Raw genomic sequence first — 24,614 nt, forward strand, 5'->3', positions numbered from 1 at the left:
TCGACGTCGTTGTTTTCGACGGTGGGTTAGAAGGGGATGTCGTCGCTGGTGTCGGTGCCGGCTTCCCCGTCGGCTTCCTTTTCGGTGTTGGCTTGTTCTTCGGCTTGTCGTTCGGCGTGGTAGTCATCGAGTTGCTGTTTGAGGTACTGGGCTTGCTCGCGGGCAAATTTACGGTAGGCGTCTATGTGCTGGCCTACTGTTTGCACCCACCTTTTCATCCCGTCAGACAGCGGGCCTTCCGGACAGGTGGTAGCCCACGTACTGTCATCGAAAAGCCAGACAATATCCCCGGTATCCGGGTCCATGACATAGCCCAGCCGCCCGTCGGTCTTCATGTTGTGGTGGTGCTGACACAAGCACGCCATATTCGACGGATGCGTCTTTCCACCCTCGGCATAGTTATGCCGATGATCCAACTGCGAATACATCGCCGGCCTGTCACACCCACTCAACCGGCAGGTCTCATCACGACCCTCAACAACGCTACGAATCATTCCCGATGGTTGGTAAGAATCAGATTCTTTCACCGGTGTAGTTAAGTCCCGTTTCTTGGTGTGTGGGATAGGCGCACTGCGCCACCCATAGCCGTTGATGTAGGTCGGGGCATTGTCCACATCACAAGCCTGGTAGGTGTGCAGCACAATGGTTGCTGGTGGTTCGATAGCCCCGGTAAGAAGCTTCTTTATCGCATCCGTCAGCGAAAGATCTTGCTTTGTAGCGGTTTCCCGGATGAAGGCATCGATAGCAATGCCGGTTGCTTCATCCACGCCGAGCTCTAGCCAGGCTTTCGTGCCGTTGGAAGAGAAGGTGTAGGTGTCTTTAGGCCTGGTATCGCGAAAAGCAATGCTCGGGTCCAGGGTTTTGGCCAGATCGCGCACCCGGCGGCGGATTTTGGCGGTGGTGGGAAAAACCTGATTCGGCTGGGTAGGGGTGAAGTAGGACACCAGGGTGGCATCGATGAGCGCGAGCGTTGCGTCATCGAGCCCGGCAAGGGCAGACAGGGGTTTGTCGATGGCGATAAGCCCCTGGATGTCCAGCAGGCAGTGGGTGTCTTGGAGGGCTTTAAGCCCGGGCAGGGTATCGAGGCGGAAAAGGGCGCGCAGGCCGGCGGTGATCAGTCCTTCGCCGAGGCCCCAGGTGTTGACTAGGGATAAGGCGGTGGTGTCGATGTCGGCGTCTAGGTGTGGTTGGGCTGCGCGCCAGCAGGCAAAGTCCGCGCGGCGGACGTTGTGGCGGGCTTTAGCTAGTGGGTTAGTGGGGTTGGCGTGGGCGAAGAAGGCGGTTGGTGGTGTGGTGGTTGTGGTTGTCATTGTGCCCCCGAGGCAACTATAGAATAGGTGTTCTACCCACAACTATACCGACACTCCACCTATATGGCTATGGCCAGCGGGATTATTCTTTTCCGGTTGCCTATTCGGGGGTATTGAGGATTAGTTTAGGGTTTGTGTTCGAGCCGAATCGAACAGGCACTTTCATCCACACCCCACCCAACCACCACGGGGGTAACGCGCGGCTCAGCACGTGCAGCACATGGCCTCACAGCCTCCTACCAGGCACATGGCACGAGACCCCTGCGGTGTCCTAAGATGAAGCAAATGAGTGCGGAGATTTATTCACTTCCTACGACGCCCCTGGTGACCACCGATCTTGTCGAGCAAGGCCCGCGACTTTCCCTGCGCCGCGGCAGCAACATCCTCATGCTCCAGCTGCCTGCCACCGACCCTGAAGCTGACGTAGAAGATCCGCGTTGGGTGGTCGAATCTCACTTCATCGATCGCCCCCATACGCTGCGTGAATTCTCCACGGAGGAGCCGATCAACGTCGGCATTCCCGGCCCCTTCACCCGCATCGAGGTCACTCTGCGCGATGGCGATGAGGACCTCATCGAAACCATCACCTTCACCGGTATCACTGATGACGCACCGTTCATCGTCTATGACCGCACCACGCTTATCGCGCCGCAGGGCACCCTGGAGGAGGCCACCCCGCTCGGCATCTGGGCCGGCTGGGAAGTGGGCCCGCTGCTAGATCAGGTGAGGGTACCGCAGAGGGAACCGGTAGACGTCGCCAAGCACGGCGATTTCGAGTGGGACTTTGACGTAGCCACCCTGCCCAACGCCCGGGGCCTCGATAACGAGCCGGTATTCACTAAATCCCCGCGCGTGCACCTCATCGCGGAAGGGGAGTGGCGCATCGATCTCACCTACGCTCCCCTCGGCGGCGAGCAAGAGGAGATTTCGGAGCAGACGTTCGAGGCGGGCACCGCCGAGCCCTTCCCCAGCGACCTCTACGAAGACCCCTGGGTGGGGCGGTACAAGGTGACGCTGTGGCATAACGCAGAGCTTGCCGACGTCCGCTTTATCTCCCTCGCCGAGGGCCTTCACATGCGCTCGACGAACGAAGGCCCGCGCGGCATCGATTTCCGCATCATCGACGCCCTCGGCGCGCATTCGGCGTTTAGCTACACCCTGGCCTCGCCGCCCAAGAAGCCCATCGCGCTGGAGAAGGGGCTGCGCACGTTCGAGGACACCGAGGTATCCCGCCGTGAGGTCGTGGCCAGCGACGCCGGCTACGAGCTCGAATTCGACGTGTGGCCGGAGGCCCTGTTCAGCCGCGTAAAGCGCATTGGTCTCGAACCCACGGAGCACTCCAATAAGCCGGTCATCCTCGCAGGCCAGCTCGACCAGGATGACATGTTCACCGTCCATTCGCCGCGCCCGCTGCCGCTAGCGAAGTTTGTGACCATCGACGGCCGCCAGAAGATCAAGGAGCTGGCCCGCACGTCCAAGACCACGCAGGCCGTCACCAGCCTGTCCGTGCCGAATGCCGCGCTGGCCAATGCCGTGCGCAAGCAGCCGTCGGCCGAGCTCTTCCTCATGTGGTCCACCCTGTCGTACGAGGACTACCTGGAGTCCCTGCCGGACAAGGAGCGCGCGGCGCACGAGGCCCGCAGCCTGGACCGCCGCGTGGTGGAGTACGAAGCCTCCGCGTCTACGAGCCTGATTTACGCCGCGCTGGCCACCGTGCGCAAGTCCCCGCTCGTGGGCAGAGGGCTTCTCACGGAGAACGAGATTTCCGTGGAGCAGAACGTAGATCCCCAGGTAGATTTGCTGGGGTGGACCTGGCCATTGGCCAACCCCACCGTAGAGCCCACCCAGCTTGAGCCTACGGAGGCCGGTTTCGCGCTGCCTGCGGAGGTCGCCGCGCAGGGGCCGATGCTTGTCGACGTCCGCGAGCTCACCACCTCCGCTAACCTCGCCGCGCCGAAGCGCCCGTCGAGTGCCTCCATCGTGGTCTCGCCGGAGGGCGCCGAGCCGGCTTTGGCCTCGAGCGAGTGGACCCCGGAGGAGCTCTGGAAGGCCTTCCGCGCGCTCCACGTGCTGTCACAGCGCAGCCCGAACCCGAAGCTGCAGGCCATGTTCGACAGCATCATCGACGGCCTGCGCGCCGACCCGTCCGCGGCCATCCACGCCCTGGCGCACACCGGGGTCAGCGTGAACCAGCAGGCCCGCTCCCTCGCGCGCACGCGCCTCTTCCACGCCCCGTTGGACCCGGTGGAGGCGGGCAGCGACAACTACCTGGATCTGCTCCTCAACCCCTCGGCCAGCGACAATGCGGAGCTCGCCGCCGTTCGCGAGTCCGGCGCCGACGGCCTCACCCGTCCCATGCTTCTCGCGGCTGCGACCGTCCATAGCCCGACCCCCAGCGTCGACGACGTGATGGGGGAGGCCGCGCGCGTGGCGGCACTGCGCGAATGCTTTGCCAACAACGGCGCCCTGGACGCCCTGGGCACCATTGAGCAGCTGCGCAAGGATGCCACGGCGCTTGCCTCGGTGGTCCAGAATGCCGGCGTGGATATGTCCATCAGCCACACCCTGGTGGCGCTTGGCGCATTCGGCAGCGGAAATACCGCCGACGAGCTCAACGCCGCGGCCTGGATGCCCTATATCTCCTACGCTTTCGCGCTGGCCGCCCGCGGCGCCGCCAACGACGTCATCATGGAGAGCCCGCTGCTCAAGGAGGACATGCCCATGCTTGCCGACGTCCTCCCGCTCGCCCCCCGCCTCTTCTTCTACGACCTCGTGACCGCCGAAGCGCTCTTCCGCGATCACGATATGTAAGCCCGTGAGGTGTGCCACAATAGGTGAGCATGAAGGTTATCTCCACGAACGTCGCTGTCCGCCGCCCCGAGCCGCACGGGCAGCACGAGTACACGGGCATCGATAAGCAGCCACGCCCCTTCCTGGATCTGGAAATACCCGGGCCCAACTATGGTGACGGCTCTGGCGTGGTGGGGGATTCCATCGGTGACCACGCCCACCACGGCGGCGCCGAGAAGGCCGTGTATGCCGTGGCCCGTGAGGAGCTCGATTACTGGGAGGGCACGCTCAACCGTGTGCTGCGTGATGGCTACTTCGGGGAGAACCTCACCACCGAAGGGATTTCCTGGCCGAATATGCTGATCAACCAGCAGATTCAGGTGGGGGAGTGCGTGCTTGAAGTGTCTATCCCGCGCACGCCCTGTGCCACCTTCTCCGGCCGGATGGACGAGCCCGGTTGGCTCAAGTCCTTCACGGAGCGCGGCGATTGCGGTTCCTACCTGCGCATCATCGAGCCTGGCCGCATCACTCCTGGCGATGAAATCACGCTCATCGGCCGCCCCGACCATGACATCACCATGGGCATGGCCTTTGCCGCCAAGATGGGGGACAAGGAGCTAGCCCGGCGCGTCGTCGACGCCGGCTGCCTTGCCGCAGTCCACCACGAGCAGCTGGTTAAGCGCCTGCAGCCCCGCGGTTAGCTAGCCATTCATAGGTTGTCGCTTGTGAACCGCGCGTGCCATCCATACGCACGAATCGTGCCTTCACCAGTGACTTCAGCGCATATCGGACCTGCGCTCGAGTAAGGTTTGTGGCTGTTTCTATTTCGCCGATAGACAGCGGTTGTGCCGCCGTACGCAGCGCCTCCGCTACGCGCGGGGCGTTAACACCCAGGCGTTCCAAGGTCACTGGTGCATCCACTCGTCGTTCCGGGCCGGTGCCTGATTCCTCCTTGCGTAGTGGCTCCCAGATACGGGCCTCTCCACGAGTGTCCGGCCGCCACATCTTCACCGTAAATTGCACGCCAGAATCTATCAGGTCAGGCTCCGGTAGTCCTTGCTCTCGCGCGGCATCCAGCATGAGCTGCACGCCGCCGCCTTCGCCCTCAATAACAAAAGAGCCATCGTCTGCTTTGAGATATCGGCACAGTCTATAGAGCCGCTGGTTAATCTCCTGGCGCGCCAGATCTCTCGACTTGATCTGTTCAACCGTCAGATCCCGTAGGCCTCCTGGACTGGAGATAACCATCTTGTCCGGTAATAGGCGGACATCAATCGATTTACCCGCACCCAACGTATTTGGCCCAAGATCACGGTGCACCAATGCATTAGCCACGGCCTCTCGAATGGCCGGAAGGGGAAGTTCAGGAACTTCCACCATTGATCCGTCCTCTCGATATCGCCGTACGGCGGCTAAACGTTGCCTTACCCATCCCATTACCGAGTTCAACAGCACCGGAACGGGCCCCTCAAAGGTCTCCAACCCCAACACTCGCCCGTGCTTCGAACCATTTGGTAGCCTTTGCGCCACCGTTACTGCTAAGGAGGGAAAATGCCCTTGGGGATAGAAACCCAGCGCATACAGGCCAGCAAGCGTCAGCTCTCCAGTCGCGGTCGTCACCGCTAGCGCCCGTAAGACGTCCTCATCTTGAGTAAGTCCCGATAGTCGCCGATTCTTTTTCCGCGCCTGAACCAAGAAATCTTGCACCACGTCGCTATCTAGGTCTGCAAGGCTCGTGCCTTCCACAATCGTCGTGTCATAGGACACTGCCTCTTCGGCATGCAGCTTTGCCACGTCCATCATGCGCAGCTCCGAGGCACTCATACGGTAGTCCCCATCAGCCATTCGAAGATACGCTTCTCCCCTGTAGATAGCAGGCTTATCAATAATCGGAAGACCCGTAACCTCCGCAATCACGACATGCGTGCCATCTATTGCCACACTGTCGGTATGCACTGTGACTGGAGGGGTGATGGCATGACGCGCCTGCGAGGCCAGAGCAGCCTCCATCTCAGAAGGATTCTCAATGCCAGTGACAATGAATCCTTCCTTCTCATTGACACCGAGAATGATAAGGCCGCCACTCGGCATGTTTGCGAACGCGCATAATGTCTGCGGTAGAGAGTCCGGAATGCCCCCTTGAGCGGTTTTGACCTCGACTGTTGTTGAATCACCGCCGCGCAACTCAAGCTCAGCCAATAGCTCTCTCAGCTGATTCTCGGACCAATTGTTCACGATGAATACCCGCCCTCAATGTTAACAATGACGGCTCAATGCTAACTTCATTCCTCTTCAATGACAAGAGTTCTCATTGATCTTCCCATTGAGGTGTCATTGACATTCTCATTGAGGCCAAATTATGGCCCTGAAACCCCGTATGTTTAAGCTTTATCTAGCGCATAAACCGCAATGAGTGGTTGGATAAGAGTTATCCAACCACTCATTTGCTGTTTGACGAATGGATAGCCTCTACAAGCCTCACTACGTTACCGAGAGCTGGATCCCCGAATCAGGCTCCGGCATTCCCCGGCGTGATAAGGCCGGAGGCCCTTTTTAGGTCTATGTCCCTGACCATCTTGTAAGTAAGGCATGGAGTTTTCCCCAGAGCTCACCAGCCGGGCAGCACGTATCGAGCGAGAGATCTTGGATCTCAACCGTCATGCTGCTTCTGGCCAGTTGGAGTCTGTGGCCTGCTTACTCATGCGTTCTGAGGCGATTTCTTCCTCACGCATTGAAGGTATTGCGCCCAACGTCGACAAGGTTGTCCTCGCGGAACTCGCCCAAAAGGAGGAAGTCCGCGGCTTTAAGGAAAGCGCGGAAGAGGTTGCGCGTAACCTCACCGTTCTGTGTTCCATTGAGAAGAGCTTTGCCACCGAACCAACATCTCCATCGGCCTTCTTGAAAAGCTCCAAAGAGAGTTGATGGGGGAGAAGGGCTCTATCCCCACTGGTCTTCGCACTATTCAAAACTGGATTGGTGGAAGTAACCACACACCCATTGGGGCCGAGTTCATCCCAGCGCCCCCACGTCTAGTCCATGACCTCGTGGACGACTTGTGTCTTTATCTCGATGGCGCTTCGCACGGTACTCTCATCCAGGCCGCGATTGCTCACGCTCAATTCGAAACGATTCACCCATTTGCAGATGGCAACGGCCGTGTGGGCCGTGCTCTCATTCATGGGATTCTTCTGCGTCGCGGACTTACTGAATACACCATTCTGCCGGTATGCCTCGTCCTCGGTACGTGGTCCAAATCGAAAGCTACCTGCCTTTTCGCACCATCAAGCGTGGGAAAATCCTCACCATGAAGCGCACGTATAAGTGGGAGCATGTCGAGATTCCCCTCATCCGGAACTAGGCCGCAGTTCATTTTTTAAGAGCCGGTTTGACCGCTTCCGGAGTGCAATACGGCGATGGATACGAGGCCACGTGGGAGCTGCGCGCCGCGGAGAACTGGGTGACTGAACGTGTGTCGGTGAACGTTGAAGGCGACGGATGGGGGCGAAGCCTCGAGCTGTTTAGGTCCGAGCAAGGCGTGTGGTCGGTGGAAACCAATGAAGAGGGCGCCCAGCTTGAAGATCTGCCCTCCCCCGGTATCGTCCAGTCAGCCGACCTGAAAGCCGCACTCGATTGCGATCTCGGTCTGTGCCCTCTCACCAACACAATGCCTATTCGTCGCTTGACGCTGCTTGAGACTCAGGTTCCGAAAACGCAGCTGATCATGGCTTGGATTGATATACCGTCCCTCCAGGTGATCGCATCAGACCAGTACTACAGCTCCGTCGATGCTGAAACTGTCCGATACGAAAGCGGAACACGGGGAGTCGACGTCGAGTTGGAGGTCGACGGTGGCGGCGTGGTCGTACACTACCCTGATCTCGCACGGCGGGTCTGATCCGGAAACAACTCTATCTAAGCTGGGCGGTATAAACGACCTGACCATCGCGCCTGGCCCAGGGATCCCCGGGGGTCTGGTCATCGTCGCCGCCGACCTGACGGAGCAGTTCGCGAAGTCGTCGGGACCAGGTGGCCAAGGCGTCAATACTACGGACAGCAAAGTGCAGCTTTCCGTCGATATCGCTACGTGCTCATCGCTTTCCGACGCCCAACGCCGCCGCGCCCTCCACAACCTCGAACACCGCCTGGACGGCACAGTGCTCACCGTGAGCGCGTCGACGCAGCGCTCGCAGGTCCGTAACCGCGCCGAGGCGCGAGAGCGCATGGCCGCCCTCTTGCGTGAGGCGCTCGCTCCGCCCCCTCCCCCGCGGCGAAAAACGAAGCCGACGCGCGGCTCGGTGCGGCGCCGTCTCGAAGCTAAAAAGCGGCGCTCGGAACTCAAGTCCACGCGACGGCGGCCCCAAATTCCCTAGTTCGAACCATCCGCATACATATCCTCACGCTGACGGCCCTGGTTCGGGTAACCGCTACGCCGAGACAGCGTGAACCGGTTGAATCCGCTCGATTTCCGAGAGGATCTTGTCTTCCGCCACGTCCAAGTCATATTGAGCCTGTAACCCGAGCCAGAACTGGGGGCTCATCTCGAAAAACTTCGCTAGACGAAGGGCCGTGTCAGCGGTTACAGCGCGCTTACCGTGAACATTCTCGTTGATCCGGCGGGGTGGAACGCCGATGGAGACGGCGAGCTTTTGCTGGGTGATCCCCATTCCTTTGAGGAAGTCCTCCATGAGGATCTCACCGGGGTGAACCGGAGGGAGCTTGTCAGTGGTAGTCAGCGATCTCAACCTCCTCTGACCCCGCGACGGACCATCGAAAACAGATCCGCCACTGGTCGTTGATTCGAATGCTGAACTGACCCCGCCGATCACCTTTCAACGCCTCGAGCCGGTTTCCCGGGGAATCCGCTCTCGATTCCACAGACGCTCAGTGTCCTTGTCAGCGAACGACTGGATCTGCTTCACCCTATCCCCCATAACGCGAAGCGTCAATAACGCTACACGTTAAATTTGAACTCCACAGTATGTAGTTGCAAAGTTACTTTCTCGTTAGCCTACAACAATCAGAAAACTGTAATTACGTCAGCACACAGAGAACATATGGGCGCATGGAAACACGTAAAGGTTTTGCGGGATGGCGTGGACGTCAACGTGAAGATTCTGGAGAACCTCGCCGCCCACGTCGCTCCCGCGTTGGGTGGCAGCCGAACCACAACGGATCAGTCATTTGCTATCCCATCGACTAATTCCTGCAGGTCGCAGGACCTACGCGTAACCGTCAGTTCAGTGCATTTTGAATAGTTCAGCACACGTTGTATTGTTCAGCACATGCTGACTATTGCTTCGCGCCTCGACGTCATGAACCGGCTCGGCCGGGCCATGGCTGATCCGACGCGTTCCCGAATCCTGATGACCCTACTCGACGGTCCGGGCTACCCGGCCGAGATTTCGCAAAGCTTGGATCTGACCCGCTCGAACGTCTCGAACCACCTGTCCTGCCTACGCGATTGCGGCATCGTCGTCGCTGAGCCGGAGGGCCGCAAGACCCGCTACGAAATTGCCGATCCGCACCTCGCGGCGGCGCTCGAAGCGCTGGTCAACGCGACGCTGGCCGTCGACGAGAATGCCCCCTGCATCGACACTGAGTGCTCGGTGCCCGGCTGCGGCGAGAAAGGAACGGACGCATGAGTTCAGCATGTGGATGCGAACACGAACCCGCCACGGAGATCGAAGAGCTCGATCGGCCATGGTGGAAGGACCCCGAGCTACTGCTACCGATCTTCTCCGGCGTAGCCCTCATTACAGGACTGGCGCTGGACTGGTCCGACTTGGAGACGCCCGCAACGGTACTGTATTGGCTTGGCCTGCTGTTGGGCGCTTACACGTTCGCACCTGGAGCGATCCGGAACCTTGTCACGAAGCGCAAGCTCGGCATTGGCTTGCTTATGACGATCAGCGCGGTCGGCGCGGTGATCCTTGGTTTCGTCGGAGAGGCCGCGGCGCTGGCGTTCCTGTACTCGATCGCCGAGGCGCTTGAAGATAAGGCGATGGACCGGGCCCAAGGCGGACTGCGGGCACTGTTGAAGCTGGTACCGCAAACCGCGACCGTGCTGCGCGACGGTACGACGGCCGAGGTCGCTGCGAAGGACCTTGAGGTTGGCGAGCTAATGGTCGTACGCCCCGGGGAGCGGATCGCCACGGACGGCATCATTCGGTCCGGACGCTCCAGCCTTGACACCTCAGCGATCACCGGAGAATCCATTCCGGAGGAGGTTGCGCCCGGCGACGAGGTACCCGCGGGAGCGATCAACTCCGCCGGTGTGCTTGAGGTCGAGACGACCGCAGCTGGAACGGACAACTCGCTGACCACACTCGTCGACCTCGTCGAGCAGGCGCAGGCGGAGAAGGGTGACCGCGCCCGGATCGCCGACCGGATTGCCCGACCCCTCGTGCCCGGGGTGATGATCCTGGCGGTGCTGGTCGGCGTGATCGGCTCGCTGTTGGGCGACCCCGAGACGTGGATCACCCGTGCGCTGGTGGTCCTGGTCGCAGCGTCGCCGTGCGCGCTGGCAATCTCCGTGCCGCTGACGGTCGTGGCCGCGATCGGCGCGGCCAGCCAGTTCGGAGTAGTCATCAAGTCCGGCGCGGCGTTCGAGCGACTCGGCGGCATCCGTCACCTGGCGGTAGACAAGACCGGAACCCTTACCCGCAACCAGCCCGAGGTTACCGGAGTGGTCCCGGCAGACGGATTCGATCGGGCGCAGGTGCTTTCCTTCGCGGCGGCGGTTGAGCAGCAATCGACGCACCCCCTCGCCGCGGCGATCGTGTCAGCGGAGCCCGAAGCGCCCACCGCCTTGGATATCAGCGAGGAAGCCGGTCATGGCATCGGCGGCACCGTCGAAGGCCGACGGGTGCTGGTGGGCAGCCCCCGATGGATCGACGCCGGGCCACTGAAGGCGGACGTTGAGCGCATGGAGTCCGAAGGCCAGACCTGCGTCCTAGTCACCGTCGATGACGCTCTCGCCGGGGCGATCGGGGTGCGCGACGAGTTGCGGCCCGAGGTGCCCGATGCCGTGCAGTCCCTGCACGACAACGACGTGGAAGTGAGCATGCTCACCGGCGATAACACTCGCACCGCCCGGGCGCTGGCTGGAATCGCCGGAATCGACGACGTGCGCGCCGAGCTGCGACCGGAGGACAAGGCAAGCATCGTCGCCGAACTCTCCTCCAAGACGCCGACGGCGATGATCGGCGACGGCATCAACGACGCGCCGGCACTGGCGGGCGCAACGGTGGGCATTGCGATGGGAGCAACCGGCTCTGACGCCGCGATCGAGTCCGCTGACGTCGCCTTCACTGGCCACGACCTCCGGCTGATCCCGCAGGCGCTGCAGCACGCCCGCCGAGGCAGCAGGATCATCAACCAAAACATCGTGCTGTCTCTGGCCATCATCATCGTGTTGATGCCACTGGCGATCAGCGGTGTACTGGGCCTGGCCGCCGTCGTCTTGGTACACGAAGTAGCCGAAGTCATCGTGATCTTGAACGGCCTGCGGGCTGCACGAGCGAAACGCTGAGGCTGTGACCGGCAAGTCTTATAAGGGTTAAACCACGCGCCGAGCGCACACACACGTTGGACCAGGCGAGTCATTCGAGTTCACCACCTGGTCCTTCTCGATGCGTGCAGGCACGGGAACTGTGGGTGAACCTAAGATTTCAACGGGCACAGCCTTAAAGTTTGCGGATACGCTCTGCATCCGCCACGAGGTTCTGCGTGAGCTTCTCCGCTTCAAGGCCGCTCAAGTCACAGCTGTCGAAGCGGGCCAGCCAATCAGCGCGAATGGCGGGGGAGTCGAACCAGGTTGCGCGCTCAGCCTCAATATCCTCGATGCCGCTCAAAGTGCGGCCATCGCGGCTGCGGATCTCGAGGTCGTCGACAAGCGGGGCAATCGCTTGAAGCCCTGGGACGATGGCTTTAAAGCCCGACGTGTGGGAAACTTCATTTGTCCAGCGCGGATAGCGACTCACGCGCTGCGCCTCCAGGTAGCGCTGGACGACACCGAGCCTGGAGACCTCCTGCGCCACCGCCAAGCCCACGACCCTCACGCGGAAACCCGCGGAGCGAAACTTGGCTATCTCACCCGCGATGAATTCCGGGTTGGACAGCGTGTTCTCAATGATGAGGGAGTGCCCGTGCTGCCGACCATACTCAATGAGCGAAGACATCCAAAAGGGGACCGGTCCATTGGTGAGCACGTCCATGCGCAGGGGGTCGCGGTCCATGATCTCATCGAGGGCGGGGTGCAGCTTCCGAACCTCATCGGAATCAAGGACCGCGTGACCATTCTTTACAGATTCAATAGCCGTTGATTTGCCTGACGCTGGCTGCCCCGCCACATAAATGACCTCTGGAACAGCCGGACCATGAGCATTCGACCGACCAAAATAGCTAGTTTGCAGAGTCTTTAGCCGTTGCTCCATGACCTGCGGATCAACGGGGAAGTCAGCGGCGGAAAGCATAGGCTATGCCGCTTTGTGCTCGGAGGAGAGGGCTTCAAGCCGCTGCGCAAAGAGAGCCGCAGCGGCGCGGACGGCTTCAATGTCGGTTGAATCAACACCACTGACTATGTCCTCTACCAGCCAATTCTGACGAATCCACCATTGTGATTCAACATCGTTGCCTGCTTCAGCGGCCCGAGTGAGGTAGGCAGCTTTCAGCGAGGACGCAACCTCCTTCATGGCGTCGAAGGCTGCGTACTCGATCTCCGGGACTTTGGCGGTGCTCATGGCGCTAAGAATAGCAGCGCCATGGCGGTTTTAGCCGTTGATGATCTGCGGGTAAGCCAAGCCCTTGAGGCCCTCGGTACCGAACTCCACGCCGTAGCCGGAGGACTTGATGCCGCCGAAAGGCACGCGCGGATCCACAGCACCGTGGGCGTTGATCCAGGTAGTACCGGCCTCCAAACGGGAGGCCACCTCAAGGGCACGCTCACGGTTGGACGACCACACGGAAGAACCCAGTCCCACGTCGAGCTTGTTGGCCTGCTCGATGGCCCACTCCAGGTCCGTGTACTTGATAATCGGCAGCGCGGGGCCGAACTGCTCCTCGACGGCCAGCGGGTTATCCGGGTCAATATCCGCCACCAGAGTGGTGGGGTAGAAGTAGCCCGGCGCGTCGTAGTCTGGGTCGCCGCCCAGCAGTACGCGGGCGCCGGAATCCTTGGCAGCCTTGACAAGCTTGTCCACGATGTCGAACTGCTGCTTGTTCTGCAGCGGGCCGAGCACGTTTTCTTCTTCCAAGCCCACGCCCATCGGGGAGGCCTTGGCCACCTCGACGAGGGCCTCGCAGACAGCGTCGTACAGCGACTCCGGCACGTACACGCGCTTCATCGCAGCACAGGTCTGGCCGGTGTTGATGAAGGCACCCCAGAAGAGATCACCGGCGATTTCCTTCGGGTCGGCATCATCCAGCACGATGCCGGCGTCGTTGCCGCCGAGCTCCAGGGTGAGGCGGGTGAGGTTATCGGCGCTGGCCTCCACGATCTTCTTACCGGTGGCGGTGGAACCGGTGAACATGATCTTCTCGATGCCCTCATGCGTAGTCAGCGCGGCACCGACCTCGCCATCACCGCTGACAACCTGGAGGACACCCTCCGGCAGCACGGAGTTGACTACCTTGAGCAGACCCAGCACGGACAGCGGGGTGTACTCGGAAGGCTTGACGACGACCGCGTTGCCCATACGCAGCGCCGGCGCAATCTGCCAGATGGTGATCATCATCGGCCAGTTCCACGGACCAATCGCACCGACAACGCCGAGCGGGCGGTAGTTGACGGTGGCGGTGATGTCATCATCGACGGCAGTGTAGTTCGGGTGCTCGAAGGATGCCGTGGCGTTGAGCCACCCGGAGCATGCGCCCACCTCGAAGCGGGCGTTCGGCCCGTTGAGCGGCTTGCCCTGTTCGCGGGAAAGCAGCTCCACGAGTGCCTCTGCATTGGCGTCGATGGCGGCTGCAGCCTTGGTGAGTAGCTCGCAACGCTCTGCGTCGCTCAGCTTGGCAAAGTCCTTCTGTGCTGCACGTGCCTTCTCAACTGCAGCGTTAAGGTCCTCCACGGTGTTTTGCGGAGCGCGGCCTACGACCTCACCGGTCGCAGGGTTGAGAATCTCACGTCCGTTTTCATCCGTGATGGCATTGAGTAGATCAGCGTAGCTGGCGAACTGAGTCATCGGGTTCTCCTAGACAGTCTAGTGGAGTCGTTTTGGACATGTTACCCAAGACACAGTCACTGTGGTTCCAGTCAGTGTGGCTCCAACGACAAAGCCAGCGGTCACCACTTCATCGAGATGGTGCCCGCCGGCTTCACAGGGAGACTTAGGTATTTGCGTACGGATCACGCATAGCGATGTACTGCAGCGACGTGTATTCTGCAATACCCTCGGCGCCGCCCTCGCGGCCCATGCCGGACTGCTTGACGCCGCCGAACGGGGCAGCGGCGTTAGAGATAACACCGGCGTTGAAGCCCATGAGGCCGAATTCAAGGCCATCACCCAAGCGCCACATACGGTCGGAGTCCTCGGTGAAGACGTAGGAGGCTAGGCCGTACTCCGTGTCATTAGCAATGTCGATAGCTTCCTTTTCGTCAGAGAAGGTCAGAATTGGAGCAATCGGGCCGAAGATCTCTTCCTGCGCCACGCGAGCATCACGGGAAACATTCGTCAGAACGGTCGGGGAATAGAAGTAGCCCTTTCCCTCGCCTGGCTTGCCTCCGACGATGGCCTTGGCGCCCTTCTCTACGGCGTCGTCAACCAGCGCGGTGATGTTGTCGAGCGCCTTCTGCTCGACCAGCGGACCACAGGTAACGCCCTCATCGAGGCCATTGCCCACCTTGAGCTCACCAATGCGCTTGGCAAACTTCTCTGCGAACTCTTCGGCCACAGACTCGTGGACGATGAAACGGTTTGCTGCAGTGCAGGCCTCACCGATGTTGCGCATCTTGGCGCCCATAGCGCCTTCCACGGCCTGGTCAATGTCAGCGTCCTCAAAGACAATGAACGGAGCGTTGCCGCCCAGCTCCATCGAGGTGCGCAGGACGTTGTCTGCAGCGGCCTTAAGTAGGGTCTTGCCCACCGGGGTAGAGCCGGTGAAGGAGATCTTGCGGAGACGGGAATCGGCCATAATTGGCTCGGAGATAGCGGAAGCGGACTTACCGGAGACCACGTTAACCACACCAGCCGGAACGCCGGCATCAATCATGGTCTGTGCGAAGTACTGGGTGGTCAGCGGCGTGAGCTTGGCAGGCTTCACCACCATAGTGCAGCCAGCGGCGATGGCCGGCGCGATCTTGCGAGTAGCCATGGCCAGTGGGAAGTTCCACGGAGTGATGAGAAGGCACGGGCCCACCGGCTTGCGGCGGGTTATCATGCGCAGGGTGCCCTCCGGCGCGGGCAGGGTGCGGCCGTAGTCGCGGACAGCCTCCTCACTGAACCAGCGCAGGTACTCAGAGCCATAGGTAACTTCACCATAAGACTCAGCCAATGGCTTGCCCATTTCCAAGGTCATGAGAGTGGCAAACTCGTCCTTACGTTCCTGAACCAGTTCAAATGCGCGGCGCAGCAACTCAGACCGCTCGCGAGTAGAGGTGCGCGCCCACTCATCCTGGACTGCACATGCAGCATCCATAGCCTTCTTGGCATCTTCAGACGTTGCAGAAGCGAGGGTCGCGATGACCTCTCCAGTGGCTGGATTCTCCACATCAAAGGTGGAGCCATCAGAGGCATCGACCCATTCACCGTTAATCAGCAGTCCAGTCGGAACCTTGGCCAGCAATTCATCAACTTTGACATTTGTGTTATCACTCATGAGTCTTTTCTACCCTCCTCGAGTGAATTTGTCTGCCAGTTGAGTGACTACTCCCCAAGCAGTGCGAATCGACCATTTAAACTGCACGAACAGTGGAACTTTCCACATTCGCGCTACACCCTAAAGGGCTACCCCCGCGGGGATAATTCGGAGAACTCGCCAATTCACAGTGTGTGTTTCTACACCACGTTTCACGTGAAACTTTTTCGGCCCCCTAACACGGTTCGCTTTAGACTGATCACATGACCAGCCCACGCACCGCCTTTATCCTCGAATCCTGTGCCATCGTCACCGGCGACGCCGTCGGTACCGTCCTTTAGAACCACCCCATAGGCGTCGACAAGCAAGGCTCCATTGTTTATGTCGGGCCTGCCGACGAAGCCCCGCATCTCCCCGGTGCGCGCCGCATCAACCTCGACGGCAAGTTCGTCCTGCCCGGCCTTATCAACGCGCATGCCCACCTGTTCTCCGACGGAAAGCCACTTCACCCAGCGCTGACCTCCGACCGCGGCGGGGCCATTGCAGCCAAAGTCTTCAACACTCTGTTCGGTCGCGCTCTCATGCGCAAGCGCACCAAGGCCAACATTCTCACCCAGCTCAACTCCGGTGTCACCGGGCTGCGCAGTCTCGGGGATCCCGGTTACGAGGTCGCGGAAGCCCGCGAGGCTATTGAGGCAGCGGAGTACGTTGGTCCCCGGATCCTGGCTTCCGGCCCGCTCCTCGCGGCAATCGGCGGACACGGTGTACCGCAGATTGCGTTGGTCAATGATTCCCCGTGGGAAGGACGCCGTAATGTTCGCCAGAGCCTCCGCAACGGCGCAAACTGCATCAAGATTGCCGCGACGGGCGGCGTGACCGACGCGCGTTCACTAGGGGAGGCGGGACGCCCACAGCTTACTGAGGAAGAGATGGCAGCTATCTGCGACGAGGCACACGAAGCCGGAGTCATCGTCGCCGCGCATGCGCAAGGCGAAATTGGAGTGACGGAGGCGCAAAAGGCGGGTGTCGACACCATCGAGCACGGCTGCCCGCTCACCCCAGAGATGGTGGAGCTCTTCAAGAACAACCCGCGCTCCCTTCGCAGATACTCCGCGCTCGTGCCCACCCTTATCCCCGCACTGCCGCTGTCAACGCTAGACACGGAAGTAACCAAGGTCAATGATGTGGTGAAGCCGAACGGCATTGCCATTTTTGAGAACATGCTGGATGGCCTTCGCACGGCCGTGGCCGAGGGTGTAGTCATCGGCACGGGTACCGATTCCGCCTGCACGTACGTGACGCACTACAGCTTCTGGCGCGAGTTGGACTATCTCGTGCGCTTTGCCCCGCTCAGGCGCTCCACGCGGCAACACAGACTAATGCCGAAATCCTCGGCTGGGGAGAAGTCACCGGAAGGGTAGAGGAAGGTTTCGCAGCCGACCTCGTCGTCGTGGACGACAACCCCCTCGAGTCCTTCCGCAACCTCAGCGCTCCCCGTATGGTCATCGCGCGAGATCGCCTCATCGAGGACCCAGCCTTCGAGACGCTCGATGAACTCAATGCCATCCTCGACGGGATTCGATCCCTCTGTGTTTCACGTGAAACACAGGCTTACTGTGGGGGTTCTAGCGGAGGTTGCGCCCTTGATCCTGGCGATCTCCGCCATGGGGTTGTGAAATACGCATCCGACTTTCTTTCCGCAGCAACGCCCTGGGAAGGATGCCGGACCAGTTGGTTGCAGGGCCGCCGAGCAGCGGCTGTAGGAACTTGCTCGGCATTCGGGGGCACCCGTGAATCTATTTACCTGTATGGCAGAAGGTATTGCGGTAACGTCAGTGACGTGAAGAACACATTTAACCTTTGGTGGTGGCGCGCGTAACCCGCGGGCCTCGTTGTTCTCCCATCTCAGGCCCGCAGCTGCGGGCTTTTCGGCGTTTTAGGTTTCTTCCACGAAGCTCGCGGCAGCACACACATCATTAATGAAAGACACAGTATGCCGTTTACAGCCCAACGCGAGGTCGCGTACACACCAGACGCCGCCGCGCTCTTTTATGCCCTCGCCACACCGCAGGATTCGATGCTCTTAGAGTCCGCGGACATCGAGACCAAGAAGAACCTCACCTGCATCGCCATCACCAAGGCAGCGCTCAAGGTGGTCTGCCGCGGTCAAGAGGTCACGGCGACCGCGCTGACGCAATCTGGCCGAATTCTCATCGATGACCTCCGACAGGACTTCCACTCCCGAATCATTCACAGCACGGAGTACAGCATCACCTTGAGATTTGAGCTCTCCTCCGAGCACGATGAGCGCGCCCGTCTGCGTTCCACGTCCACCGCGGACGTCCTGCGCACGCTGCAGTTCAGCTGCCTCTACTCCGGGGAGATGTTGCCCTTCCTAGGCGGCGGCTTCGCCTTCGATTATCTGGAGACTTTCGAGCAGCTCCCGCCGGTCCCGGATGGGCCGAATGAGTATCCGGATTATGAGTTTTTCGTGGCCGAGCACGTCCTCACCGTGGACCACCTGACGGAGACGGCAAAGATTGAGGGGTGGGGTGTCGACAAGCACGTGCTCGAGGAAGAACTCGACCGCGCCGCACATACCGACCCCGTCACCCCGGCACCCCCGGCACCGCTAGCAACCGTCACCGCCCGGGCCAGCATCGACGACGCTGCTTTCCGACACCACGTGGAACGCCTCCAAGGCAACGTCACCGCCGGCGACATCTACCAGGTCGTTCCTTCCCGCGCCTTTACCATCGACTGCCCGGACGCCTTCGCCGCCTACCGCACCCTGCGGAAGACCAACCCCTCGCCGTACATGTTCTACATCCGCGGCGAGGAGCACGAGCTGTTCGGCGCATCACCGGAGTCTAACCTCAAGTACACCGCTGCGGACCGGCAGGTGCAGATCTATCCCGTTGCCGGCACCCGGCCCCGCGGCGCCACCCACGAGCTAGACATCCGCAACGAGCTGGAGATGCGCACTGATGCCAAGGAGCTAGCGGAGCACATCATGCTGGTGGACTTGGCGCGCAATGACCTTGCCCGCGTCGCGGTGCCGGGCACCCGCCAGGTGGCGGACCTGCTCCATGTGGACCGCTACTCCCGGGTCATGCACTTGGTCTCCCGCGTCATCGCTACGTTGCACGAAGACTTCGACGCCCTCGATGCCTACCGCGCCTGCATGAACATGGGAACCCTCACCGGAGCACCTAAGCTGCGCGCCCTAGAGCTTATCCGGGAGACCGAGAAGACCCGCCGCGGATCCTTCGGCGGCGCAATCGGCTACGTGCGCGGTGATGGCTCGATGGACACGTGCATTGTCATTCGCTCAGCCTACGTCCGCGCAGGCAAGGCCGTGGTCCAGGCCGGGGCCGGGGTGGTGCGGGATTCCGTTCCGCAATCCGAGGCCGACGAAACCGTCCACAAGGCTTTCGCGGTGCTCAGCGCCATCGCGCAGGCCCACTCCGCCCACTTGGAGGTCATCCGATGAACCCGCACATTGTCCTCATTGATAACCGCGATTCCTTCGTCTACAACCTCGTCGACGCCCTAGCTGGGTATCGCACCACCGTCTTTCGCAACACCGTTTCCGTGGAGGAGGTGCTCGCCGCGCAGCCCACTCTCATCGTCTTATCACCAGGCCCGGGCCATCCGCGGGATGCCGGCACCATGATGCAGCTTATCGACGTCACCCTGGGCCGCACCCCTATCCTCGGGATCTGCCTGGGGTTTCAGGCGTTACTCGAGCACTTCGGCGCGACCGTCGCGCCGTGTGGCCCCGTCCATGGGGCCTCAGTGCCCATGACGCTGACTGACGACGGCTCACGCCACCCCATCTTCCGCGGACTCACCACAGACTCCGAGCCCGATAAGCCGGACTATGTCGGCCGCTTCGTTCCAGTCGCGCGCTACCACTCGTTGGGATCCACCGCGGTTCCCGGGGCGATGCGCAGCTTGGCCACCACCGAGACCGAGGCGGGCCCCGTCATCATGGCGGCCGAAACCCGGGACGGCACGGCGCTCGGCCTCCAATTTCACCCCGAGTCCGTGCTCACTCCCAGCGGACCCCTCATCGTAGCCCGTTGTATCCACCAACTTTCTGTCCAGCCCACCTTTAAGGATTCCTACTAATGACGCCTCAGATTCACGCCCGCGATCCGCTGGCCACTCTCCAGGCCTACCTCGACATCACCGAACCAACCCTCGAACAAGCCGTTGAGGTCTTCACGCCGCTGACGGTGGGGGAGTACGACGATATCCACGTCGCGGCCCTGCTGACCCACATCCGCACCCGCGGCGAGACCTTTGCCGATGTCGCCGGGGCCGCCCGAGCCTTCATCGCCGCCAGGCCTTTCCCCGTCACCGGGGCGGGAATAATGGACACCGCGGGGACAGGCGGCGATGGCGCCAATACGATCAACATCACCACCGGGGCGTCGCTTGTCGCCGCAGCCGGGGGAGTGAGGATGGTCAAGCACGGCAACCGCTCCGTGTCCTCCAAGTCCGGGTCCGCCGACGTCCTCGAAGCGCTCGGCATCCCCCTCGACCTCGACCCAGACCGCGCCGTGCGTCAGCTCGAGGCCGCGAACTTCACCTTCCTCTTTGCCCCCGCCTACAATCCGGCCGTCGCCCACGTGCAACCGGTGCGCAAGGGGCTCGGCGTCTCTACTCTCTTCAACACACTGGGTCCGCTGCTCAGCCCCGGGCACCCAGAGTTTCAAATGATGGGCATTGCAAACCCCGCCCAGGGCGAGCTTATCGCCGAGGTGTTCCGGGATCTCGGGCGCTCCCGCGCGCTGGTCGTTCACGGAGCGGGCACCGACGAGATTGCGGTTCACGGCTCGACGCAGGTAGGGGAGCTGCGTGAGGGTTCTGTCCGCAGCTACGAGCTCACCCCGGAGAAGCTTGGCGTACGCCACCACGACCTCTCCGCTTTGGCCGGTGGCGACGGCGCGGCCAACGCGCGCTCTCTCCGCGCCGTCTTCTCCGGCAACGGAGCCCCGGCGCACTACGACGCCATCGCCGCGAATGTCGGCGCCATGTTCTACCTCTACGGCACCGCCGAGTCCATCGCCGGGGGCGTCGTCCATGCCAAGGAACTCATCGACTCGGGCGAGGTCGGCGCGTGGTTGAAGAAGCACGAGGAGGCGAACTATGGCACTGCCGACCGTGCTTGAGGGGATCGTCACCCAGCGCCGCACCCACCTCCCGGCCATCCGCCAGCGCCTCGCGGGCGTGGACTTTGACGCGATCCCACGTTCCGAGCGCTCCTTCTTCGACGCGCTGCGTGGCACCAACCGCTTCATTATGGAGTGCAAGTCGGCCTCGCCGTCGCTGGGCCTGATTCGGGAGCACTACGAGCCCGGCGCCATTGCGCGGGTCTATTCGCGCTACGCCTCAGCCATCTCCGTGCTCTGTGAGCCCGAGCGCTTCGGCGGCGACTACGACCACCTGCAGACCGTGGCCCTGTCCACCCACCTGCCGGTACTGTGCAAGGACTTCATCATCGATCCCATCCAGGTCTACGCCGCACGCTACTTTGGGGCGGACGCGATTCTCCTCATGATGTCCATCGTGGACGACGACACCTACGGGGAGCTCAAGGCGCTTGCCGACGCCTTGGAACTCGACGTCCTCACCGAGGCGATCACCGAGGAGGAGGTGGCGCGGGCCGCGGCCTTCGGCGTGGATGTCATCGGGATCAACAACCGCAATTTGCACGATCTCACCATCGATCTAGAGCGCACTGCGCGCCTTGGCAGCCACGTTCCCGCCGGCAAGGTCGTCGTCTCCGAGTCCGGGATCCGCGACAATCAGACCGTCCGCCGTCTCGGCGCACACGCCAACGCGTTCCTCGTCGGCTCGCAACTTACGGGAACGCCGGACATTGACCGGGCCGCCCGCGAGCTCGTCTTCGGGTCCAACAAGGTCTGCGGGCTCACCTCCTGGTCGGTCGCGCAGGCGGCGCGCGCCGCGGGTGCCGTCTACGGCGGGCTGATTTTTGAGGGGGGCTCGCCGCGCAATGTTTCACGTGAAACAGCACAGGACATCATCGCACACGAGCCGGATCTCAGCTATGTCGCCGTGTCTCGGCGCACGCACGGCTGGGAAGAACTCGCCCTCGACGGCATCGACGCCTTCCAGATTCACGCGCCTTACCAAGGCGGCGTCGAGGAGGAATTACGTCTCATCGACTCCGTCCGCGCGGCGGCGGGGGAGAGGCAGGTGTGGCGCGCCATTGACATGGCGGCGCCGCACGGGCCGGACGTGGCGGCCGCGCTTGTCGACACCGCCGATATCCTCATCCTCGATTCGGGGCAGGGCGGCACGGGGACGAGCTTCGACTGGTCGGCCATTCCGGAGTCGGTGAAGTCGAAGGCGCTCCTCGCCGGCGGGCTCAACGCCGACAACATCCCCAACGCCCTCAGGACCGGCACGGCGGGCCTCGACATGAACTCGGGACTCGAAAGGGGAGGCCGCAAGGACCCCGCGGTTATTGCTCAGGCCTTCTCTCTTATTCGTCACTTTACGTATTAACCCCTAACCCAAAGGACCACCATGACACAGCACCAAGACCGACGGGAAACGCTTCTTCCCGCCTACTTCGGCGAGTTCGGCGGACAGTTTGTCCCCGAGTCACTCATCCCAGCCCTCGATCAGCTCGAGCAGGCCTTCGTCGATGCCCAGGATGATCCCGCCTTCCGCGAGGAGTTGGCCGGATATCTCAAGGACTATCTCGGACGGCCCACACCTCTTACCGAGGCGACCAAGCTGGGCGGTAAAGCCCGGATCTTCCTCAAGCGCGAGGACCTCGTCCACGGCGGAGCACACAAGACCAATCAGGTGATTGGCCAGGCGCTCCTGGCCAAGCGGATGGGCAAGACGCGCATCATCGCCGAGACCGGCGCCGGCCAACACGGCACGGCCACCGCGCTCGCGTGCGCCCTGCTCGATCTGGACTGCGTCATCTACATGGGCGCGAAGGACGTGGACCGGCAACAACCCAACGTGTACCGCATGGAGCTCATGGGGGCAACGGTTGTTCCCGTCGATTCCGGTTCGGGCACCCTCAAGGACGCCGTCAACGAAGCCCTCCGTGACTGGACCGCGACCTTCCACGAATCGCACTATCTTCTCGGCACCGCGGCCGGCCCGCACCCCTTCCCGACGCTTGTCCGCGAGTTCCACAAGGTGATTTCTGAAGAAGCCAAGGCCCAGATGCTGGAGCGCACTGGCGGCCTTCCGGACCTCGTCGTGGCGTGCGTCGGGGGTGGCTCAAACGCCATCGGCATGTTCGCCGACTTCCTCGACGACGAGTCCGTGGAACTCGTCGGCGCCGAACCCGGGGGAGAGGGCCTCAGCTCTGGGCGCCACGGGGCCACGATCAACAATGGCACCATCGGCATCCTGCATGGCGCTCGGTCCTACCTCATGCGCAACTCCGACGGCCAGGTGGAAGAATCCTATTCCATCTCCGCCGGTCTTGACTACCCGGGCGTCGGCCCCCAGCACGCCCACCTATCACAGACGGGCCGCGCCACCTACGTCGGCATTACGGATGCGGAGGCACTCGAGGCCTTCCAGCTACTGAGCAAGAAGGAGGGCATCATCCCCGCCCTGGAGTCCTCGCACGCGCTGGCCTACGCCCTCAAGCGTAAGGAGGAGGACATCACCATACTCGTCTCGCTTTCCGGCCGGGGCGATAAGGACATCGACCACGTTCGCAGGACACTGAGCGAGCACCCAGAATACCGCCTCAAGGAGGAGCAGTAATGAGCCGCTATGACCAACTCTTCGCCCGACTCGGAGAGCGCCACGAAGGGGCCTTCGTACCCTTCATCATGCTCAGTGACCCCGACCCGGAGACCGCGCTGCGCATCGTACGAGCGGCCGTGGCGGGCGGCGCGGACGCAGTGGAGCTTGGCGTCCCATTCTCGGACCCTGTAGCCGATGGCCCCACCATTCAGGCCTCCCACATCCGCGCCTTGGCGAATGGCGCCACGGTCGACGCAGCGCTGGATCAGGTCCGGCAGATCCGGCACGAGTTTTCCGAGCTTCCGATCGGAATGCTCATCTACGGCAACGTGGCGTTTACCCGAGGGCTCGAGAACTTCTACACCCAGTTCCATGATGCTGGCGCAGACAGCATTCTGCTTCCCGACGTCCCCGTGCGGGAGTCCGCGCCGTTTACGTCCGCCGCAGCTGCCGCGGGCATCGAGCCCATCTATATCGCTCCCGCCCGCGCCTCGGAGGCGACGCTGAGGGGAGTGGCCGAGCACTCGAAGGGTTACATCTACGCCATTTCGCGTGACGGGGTAACGGGCACCGAGAAGGAGTCGGAGACTCAGGGGCTCGGCGGCGTCGTAAACAACGTCAAGCGCTTCGGCGGTGCCCCCGTCCTCCTCGGCTTCGGAATCTCCACTCCCGAACACGTCGCGCAGGCCATCGCCGCCGGGGCCGCCGGAGCGATCACCGGCTCTGCGCTAACAAAGATCATCGACGCCCACCTCGACGAGGAGGGCCGACCAGAGGACACGCTTATCCAGGCGGTGTCAGACTATGTGTCGTCGATGAAGGCGGCTACGCTGCCCGGCTAGACACTCGCCTAAGTTTCACGTGAAACTCTCGCGCTGAGGCTGACGGGGACCACGGCGGCGTCAGCAAGCGCGATGCCCATACAAAAAGCCCCTTCCCACAGTAGGGAAGGGGCTCGAGTTT

At 61.8% G+C, this 24,614-nt stretch carries 22 protein-coding genes and 2 pseudogenes; 15 read left to right on the forward strand and 9 right to left on the reverse strand.

Features of this window, described 5'->3' with window-relative positions; translation table 11 throughout:
* Positions 1–26: 26 nt before the first annotated feature.
* Entirely contained in the window at positions 27–1,310 is a 1,284-nt protein-coding gene (locus ACLI1P_RS12810) for an HNH endonuclease signature motif containing protein (RefSeq protein ID WP_411709071.1), read from the reverse strand.
* 285 nt (positions 1,311–1,595) lie between these two features.
* Here ACLI1P_RS12810 and ACLI1P_RS12815 point away from each other — a divergent pair, with 285 nt between their 5' ends.
* Together ACLI1P_RS12815 and ACLI1P_RS12820 are read left to right on the forward strand one after the other, a co-directional pair.
* Positions 1,596–4,121 carry a hypothetical protein gene (locus ACLI1P_RS12815; protein WP_296134829.1) on the forward strand — a complete coding sequence of 842 codons (2,526 nt, stop codon included), beginning with the start codon at positions 1,596–1,598 and terminating at the stop codon, positions 4,119–4,121.
* A gap of 29 nt (positions 4,122–4,150) precedes the next feature.
* Complete coding sequence (locus ACLI1P_RS12820; RefSeq protein WP_306508342.1) at positions 4,151–4,801, forward strand: MOSC domain-containing protein; 651 nt, start codon at positions 4,151–4,153, stop codon at positions 4,799–4,801.
* On the opposite strand, the gene ACLI1P_RS12825 is transcribed toward ACLI1P_RS12820, so the two are convergent.
* Positions 4,776–6,335, reverse strand: coding sequence for an ATP-binding protein (locus tag ACLI1P_RS12825; RefSeq protein WP_296134832.1), 1,560 nt, complete (start codon positions 6,333–6,335; stop codon positions 4,776–4,778). The two genes, ACLI1P_RS12820 and ACLI1P_RS12825, sit on opposite strands and share 26 nt — an antisense overlap.
* 354 nt (positions 6,336–6,689) lie before the next feature.
* Here ACLI1P_RS12825 and ACLI1P_RS12830 point away from each other — a divergent pair, with 354 nt between their 5' ends.
* From ACLI1P_RS12830 to arfB, 4 genes are all read left to right on the forward strand, one after another.
* On the forward strand, positions 6,690–7,022 hold the full coding sequence (locus ACLI1P_RS12830; protein ID WP_296134833.1) for a Fic/DOC family N-terminal domain-containing protein: 333 nt from the start codon (positions 6,690–6,692) through the stop codon (positions 7,020–7,022).
* On the forward strand, positions 7,022–7,408 hold the full coding sequence (locus ACLI1P_RS12835; RefSeq protein WP_411709072.1) for a Fic family protein: 387 nt from the start codon (positions 7,022–7,024) through the stop codon (positions 7,406–7,408). Before ACLI1P_RS12830 ends, ACLI1P_RS12835 begins: the two co-directional genes overlap by 1 nt.
* Positions 7,409–7,485: 77 nt before the next feature.
* On the forward strand, positions 7,486–7,995 hold the full coding sequence (locus tag ACLI1P_RS12840) for a putative glycolipid-binding domain-containing protein (RefSeq protein ID WP_296134837.1): 510 nt from the start codon (positions 7,486–7,488) through the stop codon (positions 7,993–7,995).
* A 31-nt stretch (positions 7,996–8,026) separates the two neighbouring features.
* A complete protein-coding gene (gene arfB, locus ACLI1P_RS12845; protein WP_411709729.1) occupies positions 8,027–8,470 on the forward strand; it encodes an alternative ribosome rescue aminoacyl-tRNA hydrolase ArfB in 444 nt (147 codons plus the stop codon).
* A gap of 54 nt (positions 8,471–8,524) precedes the next feature.
* Here the strand turns inward: arfB and ACLI1P_RS12850 are convergent, their stop codons facing one another.
* Together ACLI1P_RS12850 and ACLI1P_RS12855 are read right to left on the reverse strand one after the other, a co-directional pair.
* A complete protein-coding gene (locus ACLI1P_RS12850) occupies positions 8,525–8,833 on the reverse strand; it encodes a HigA family addiction module antitoxin (protein WP_306508343.1) in 309 nt (102 codons plus the stop codon).
* Positions 8,820–9,031: pseudogene (locus ACLI1P_RS12855) on the reverse strand (type II toxin-antitoxin system RelE/ParE family toxin). Before ACLI1P_RS12855 ends, ACLI1P_RS12850 begins: the two are co-directional and overlap by 14 nt.
* 351 nt (positions 9,032–9,382) lie before the next feature.
* Between ACLI1P_RS12855 and cmtR the strand changes: the two are divergent.
* Together cmtR and ACLI1P_RS12865 are read left to right on the forward strand one after the other, a co-directional pair.
* Positions 9,383–9,742: a Cd(II)/Pb(II)-sensing metalloregulatory transcriptional regulator CmtR gene (gene cmtR, locus ACLI1P_RS12860; RefSeq protein ID WP_005530797.1), complete on the forward strand. Its 360-nt coding sequence runs from the start codon at positions 9,383–9,385 to the stop codon at positions 9,740–9,742.
* Positions 9,739–11,631 (forward strand): heavy metal translocating P-type ATPase, encoded by a 1,893-nt coding sequence (locus ACLI1P_RS12865; protein ID WP_411709073.1) that lies wholly within the window; start codon positions 9,739–9,741, stop codon positions 11,629–11,631. Before cmtR ends, ACLI1P_RS12865 begins: the two co-directional genes overlap by 4 nt.
* Positions 11,632–11,785: 154 nt before the next feature.
* On the opposite strand, the gene ACLI1P_RS12870 is transcribed toward ACLI1P_RS12865, so the two are convergent.
* The 5 genes from ACLI1P_RS12870 to ACLI1P_RS12890 all read right to left on the reverse strand — a co-directional run bounded on the left by ACLI1P_RS12870 (position 11,786) and on the right by ACLI1P_RS12890 (position 16,369).
* The gene (locus tag ACLI1P_RS12870) at positions 11,786–12,574 is read right to left on the reverse strand and encodes a zeta toxin family protein (protein ID WP_408929800.1); all 789 of its coding nucleotides are present in this window, start codon (positions 12,572–12,574) and stop codon (positions 11,786–11,788) included.
* 3 nt (positions 12,575–12,577) lie between these two features.
* Positions 12,578–12,841, reverse strand: a complete 264-nt coding sequence (locus tag ACLI1P_RS12875; RefSeq protein ID WP_411709074.1) for a hypothetical protein — start codon at positions 12,839–12,841, stop codon at positions 12,578–12,580.
* A gap of 30 nt (positions 12,842–12,871) precedes the next feature.
* A complete protein-coding gene (locus ACLI1P_RS12880) occupies positions 12,872–14,281 on the reverse strand; it encodes an aldehyde dehydrogenase family protein (RefSeq protein ID WP_411709075.1) in 1,410 nt (469 codons plus the stop codon).
* Between the two features lie 145 nt (positions 14,282–14,426).
* Positions 14,427–15,914: an NAD-dependent succinate-semialdehyde dehydrogenase gene (locus ACLI1P_RS12885; RefSeq protein ID WP_408932311.1), complete on the reverse strand. Its 1,488-nt coding sequence runs from the start codon at positions 15,912–15,914 to the stop codon at positions 14,427–14,429.
* A 191-nt stretch (positions 15,915–16,105) separates the two neighbouring features.
* Complete coding sequence (locus ACLI1P_RS12890) at positions 16,106–16,369, reverse strand: hypothetical protein (protein ID WP_296134029.1); 264 nt, start codon at positions 16,367–16,369, stop codon at positions 16,106–16,108.
* Positions 16,370–16,375: 6 nt separating this feature from the next.
* Between ACLI1P_RS12890 and ACLI1P_RS12895 the strand changes: the two are divergent.
* The 7 genes and pseudogenes from ACLI1P_RS12895 (at position 16,376) to trpA (ending at position 24,493) form a co-directional block, all read left to right on the forward strand.
* Positions 16,376–17,772 (forward strand): annotated as a pseudogene (locus tag ACLI1P_RS12895) (amidohydrolase family protein).
* 114 nt (positions 17,773–17,886) lie between these two features.
* Positions 17,887–19,386: an anthranilate synthase component 1 gene (locus tag ACLI1P_RS12900; protein WP_411709076.1), complete on the forward strand. Its 1,500-nt coding sequence runs from the start codon at positions 17,887–17,889 to the stop codon at positions 19,384–19,386.
* On the forward strand, positions 19,383–20,027 hold the full coding sequence (locus ACLI1P_RS12905) for an anthranilate synthase component II (RefSeq protein WP_296134022.1): 645 nt from the start codon (positions 19,383–19,385) through the stop codon (positions 20,025–20,027). Before ACLI1P_RS12900 ends, ACLI1P_RS12905 begins: the two co-directional genes overlap by 4 nt.
* Positions 20,027–21,073, forward strand: coding sequence for an anthranilate phosphoribosyltransferase (gene trpD / locus ACLI1P_RS12910; protein WP_411709077.1), 1,047 nt, complete (start codon positions 20,027–20,029; stop codon positions 21,071–21,073). Before ACLI1P_RS12905 ends, trpD begins: the two co-directional genes overlap by 1 nt.
* Complete coding sequence (gene trpCF, locus ACLI1P_RS12915; protein WP_411709078.1) at positions 21,051–22,433, forward strand: bifunctional indole-3-glycerol-phosphate synthase TrpC/phosphoribosylanthranilate isomerase TrpF; 1,383 nt, start codon at positions 21,051–21,053, stop codon at positions 22,431–22,433. The genes trpD and trpCF overlap by 23 nt, the downstream gene beginning before the upstream one ends.
* 21 nt (positions 22,434–22,454) lie before the next feature.
* Positions 22,455–23,669: a tryptophan synthase subunit beta gene (trpB, locus tag ACLI1P_RS12920; RefSeq protein WP_411709079.1), complete on the forward strand. Its 1,215-nt coding sequence runs from the start codon at positions 22,455–22,457 to the stop codon at positions 23,667–23,669.
* The gene (gene trpA / locus ACLI1P_RS12925) at positions 23,669–24,493 is read left to right on the forward strand and encodes a tryptophan synthase subunit alpha (protein ID WP_411709080.1); all 825 of its coding nucleotides are present in this window, start codon (positions 23,669–23,671) and stop codon (positions 24,491–24,493) included. The genes trpB and trpA overlap by 1 nt, the downstream gene beginning before the upstream one ends.
* Positions 24,494–24,614: the final 121 nt, after the last annotated feature.

This window comes from Corynebacterium tardum (assembly GCF_046717785.1).
In the GTDB taxonomy this organism is placed as follows: domain Bacteria; phylum Actinomycetota; class Actinomycetes; order Mycobacteriales; family Mycobacteriaceae; genus Corynebacterium.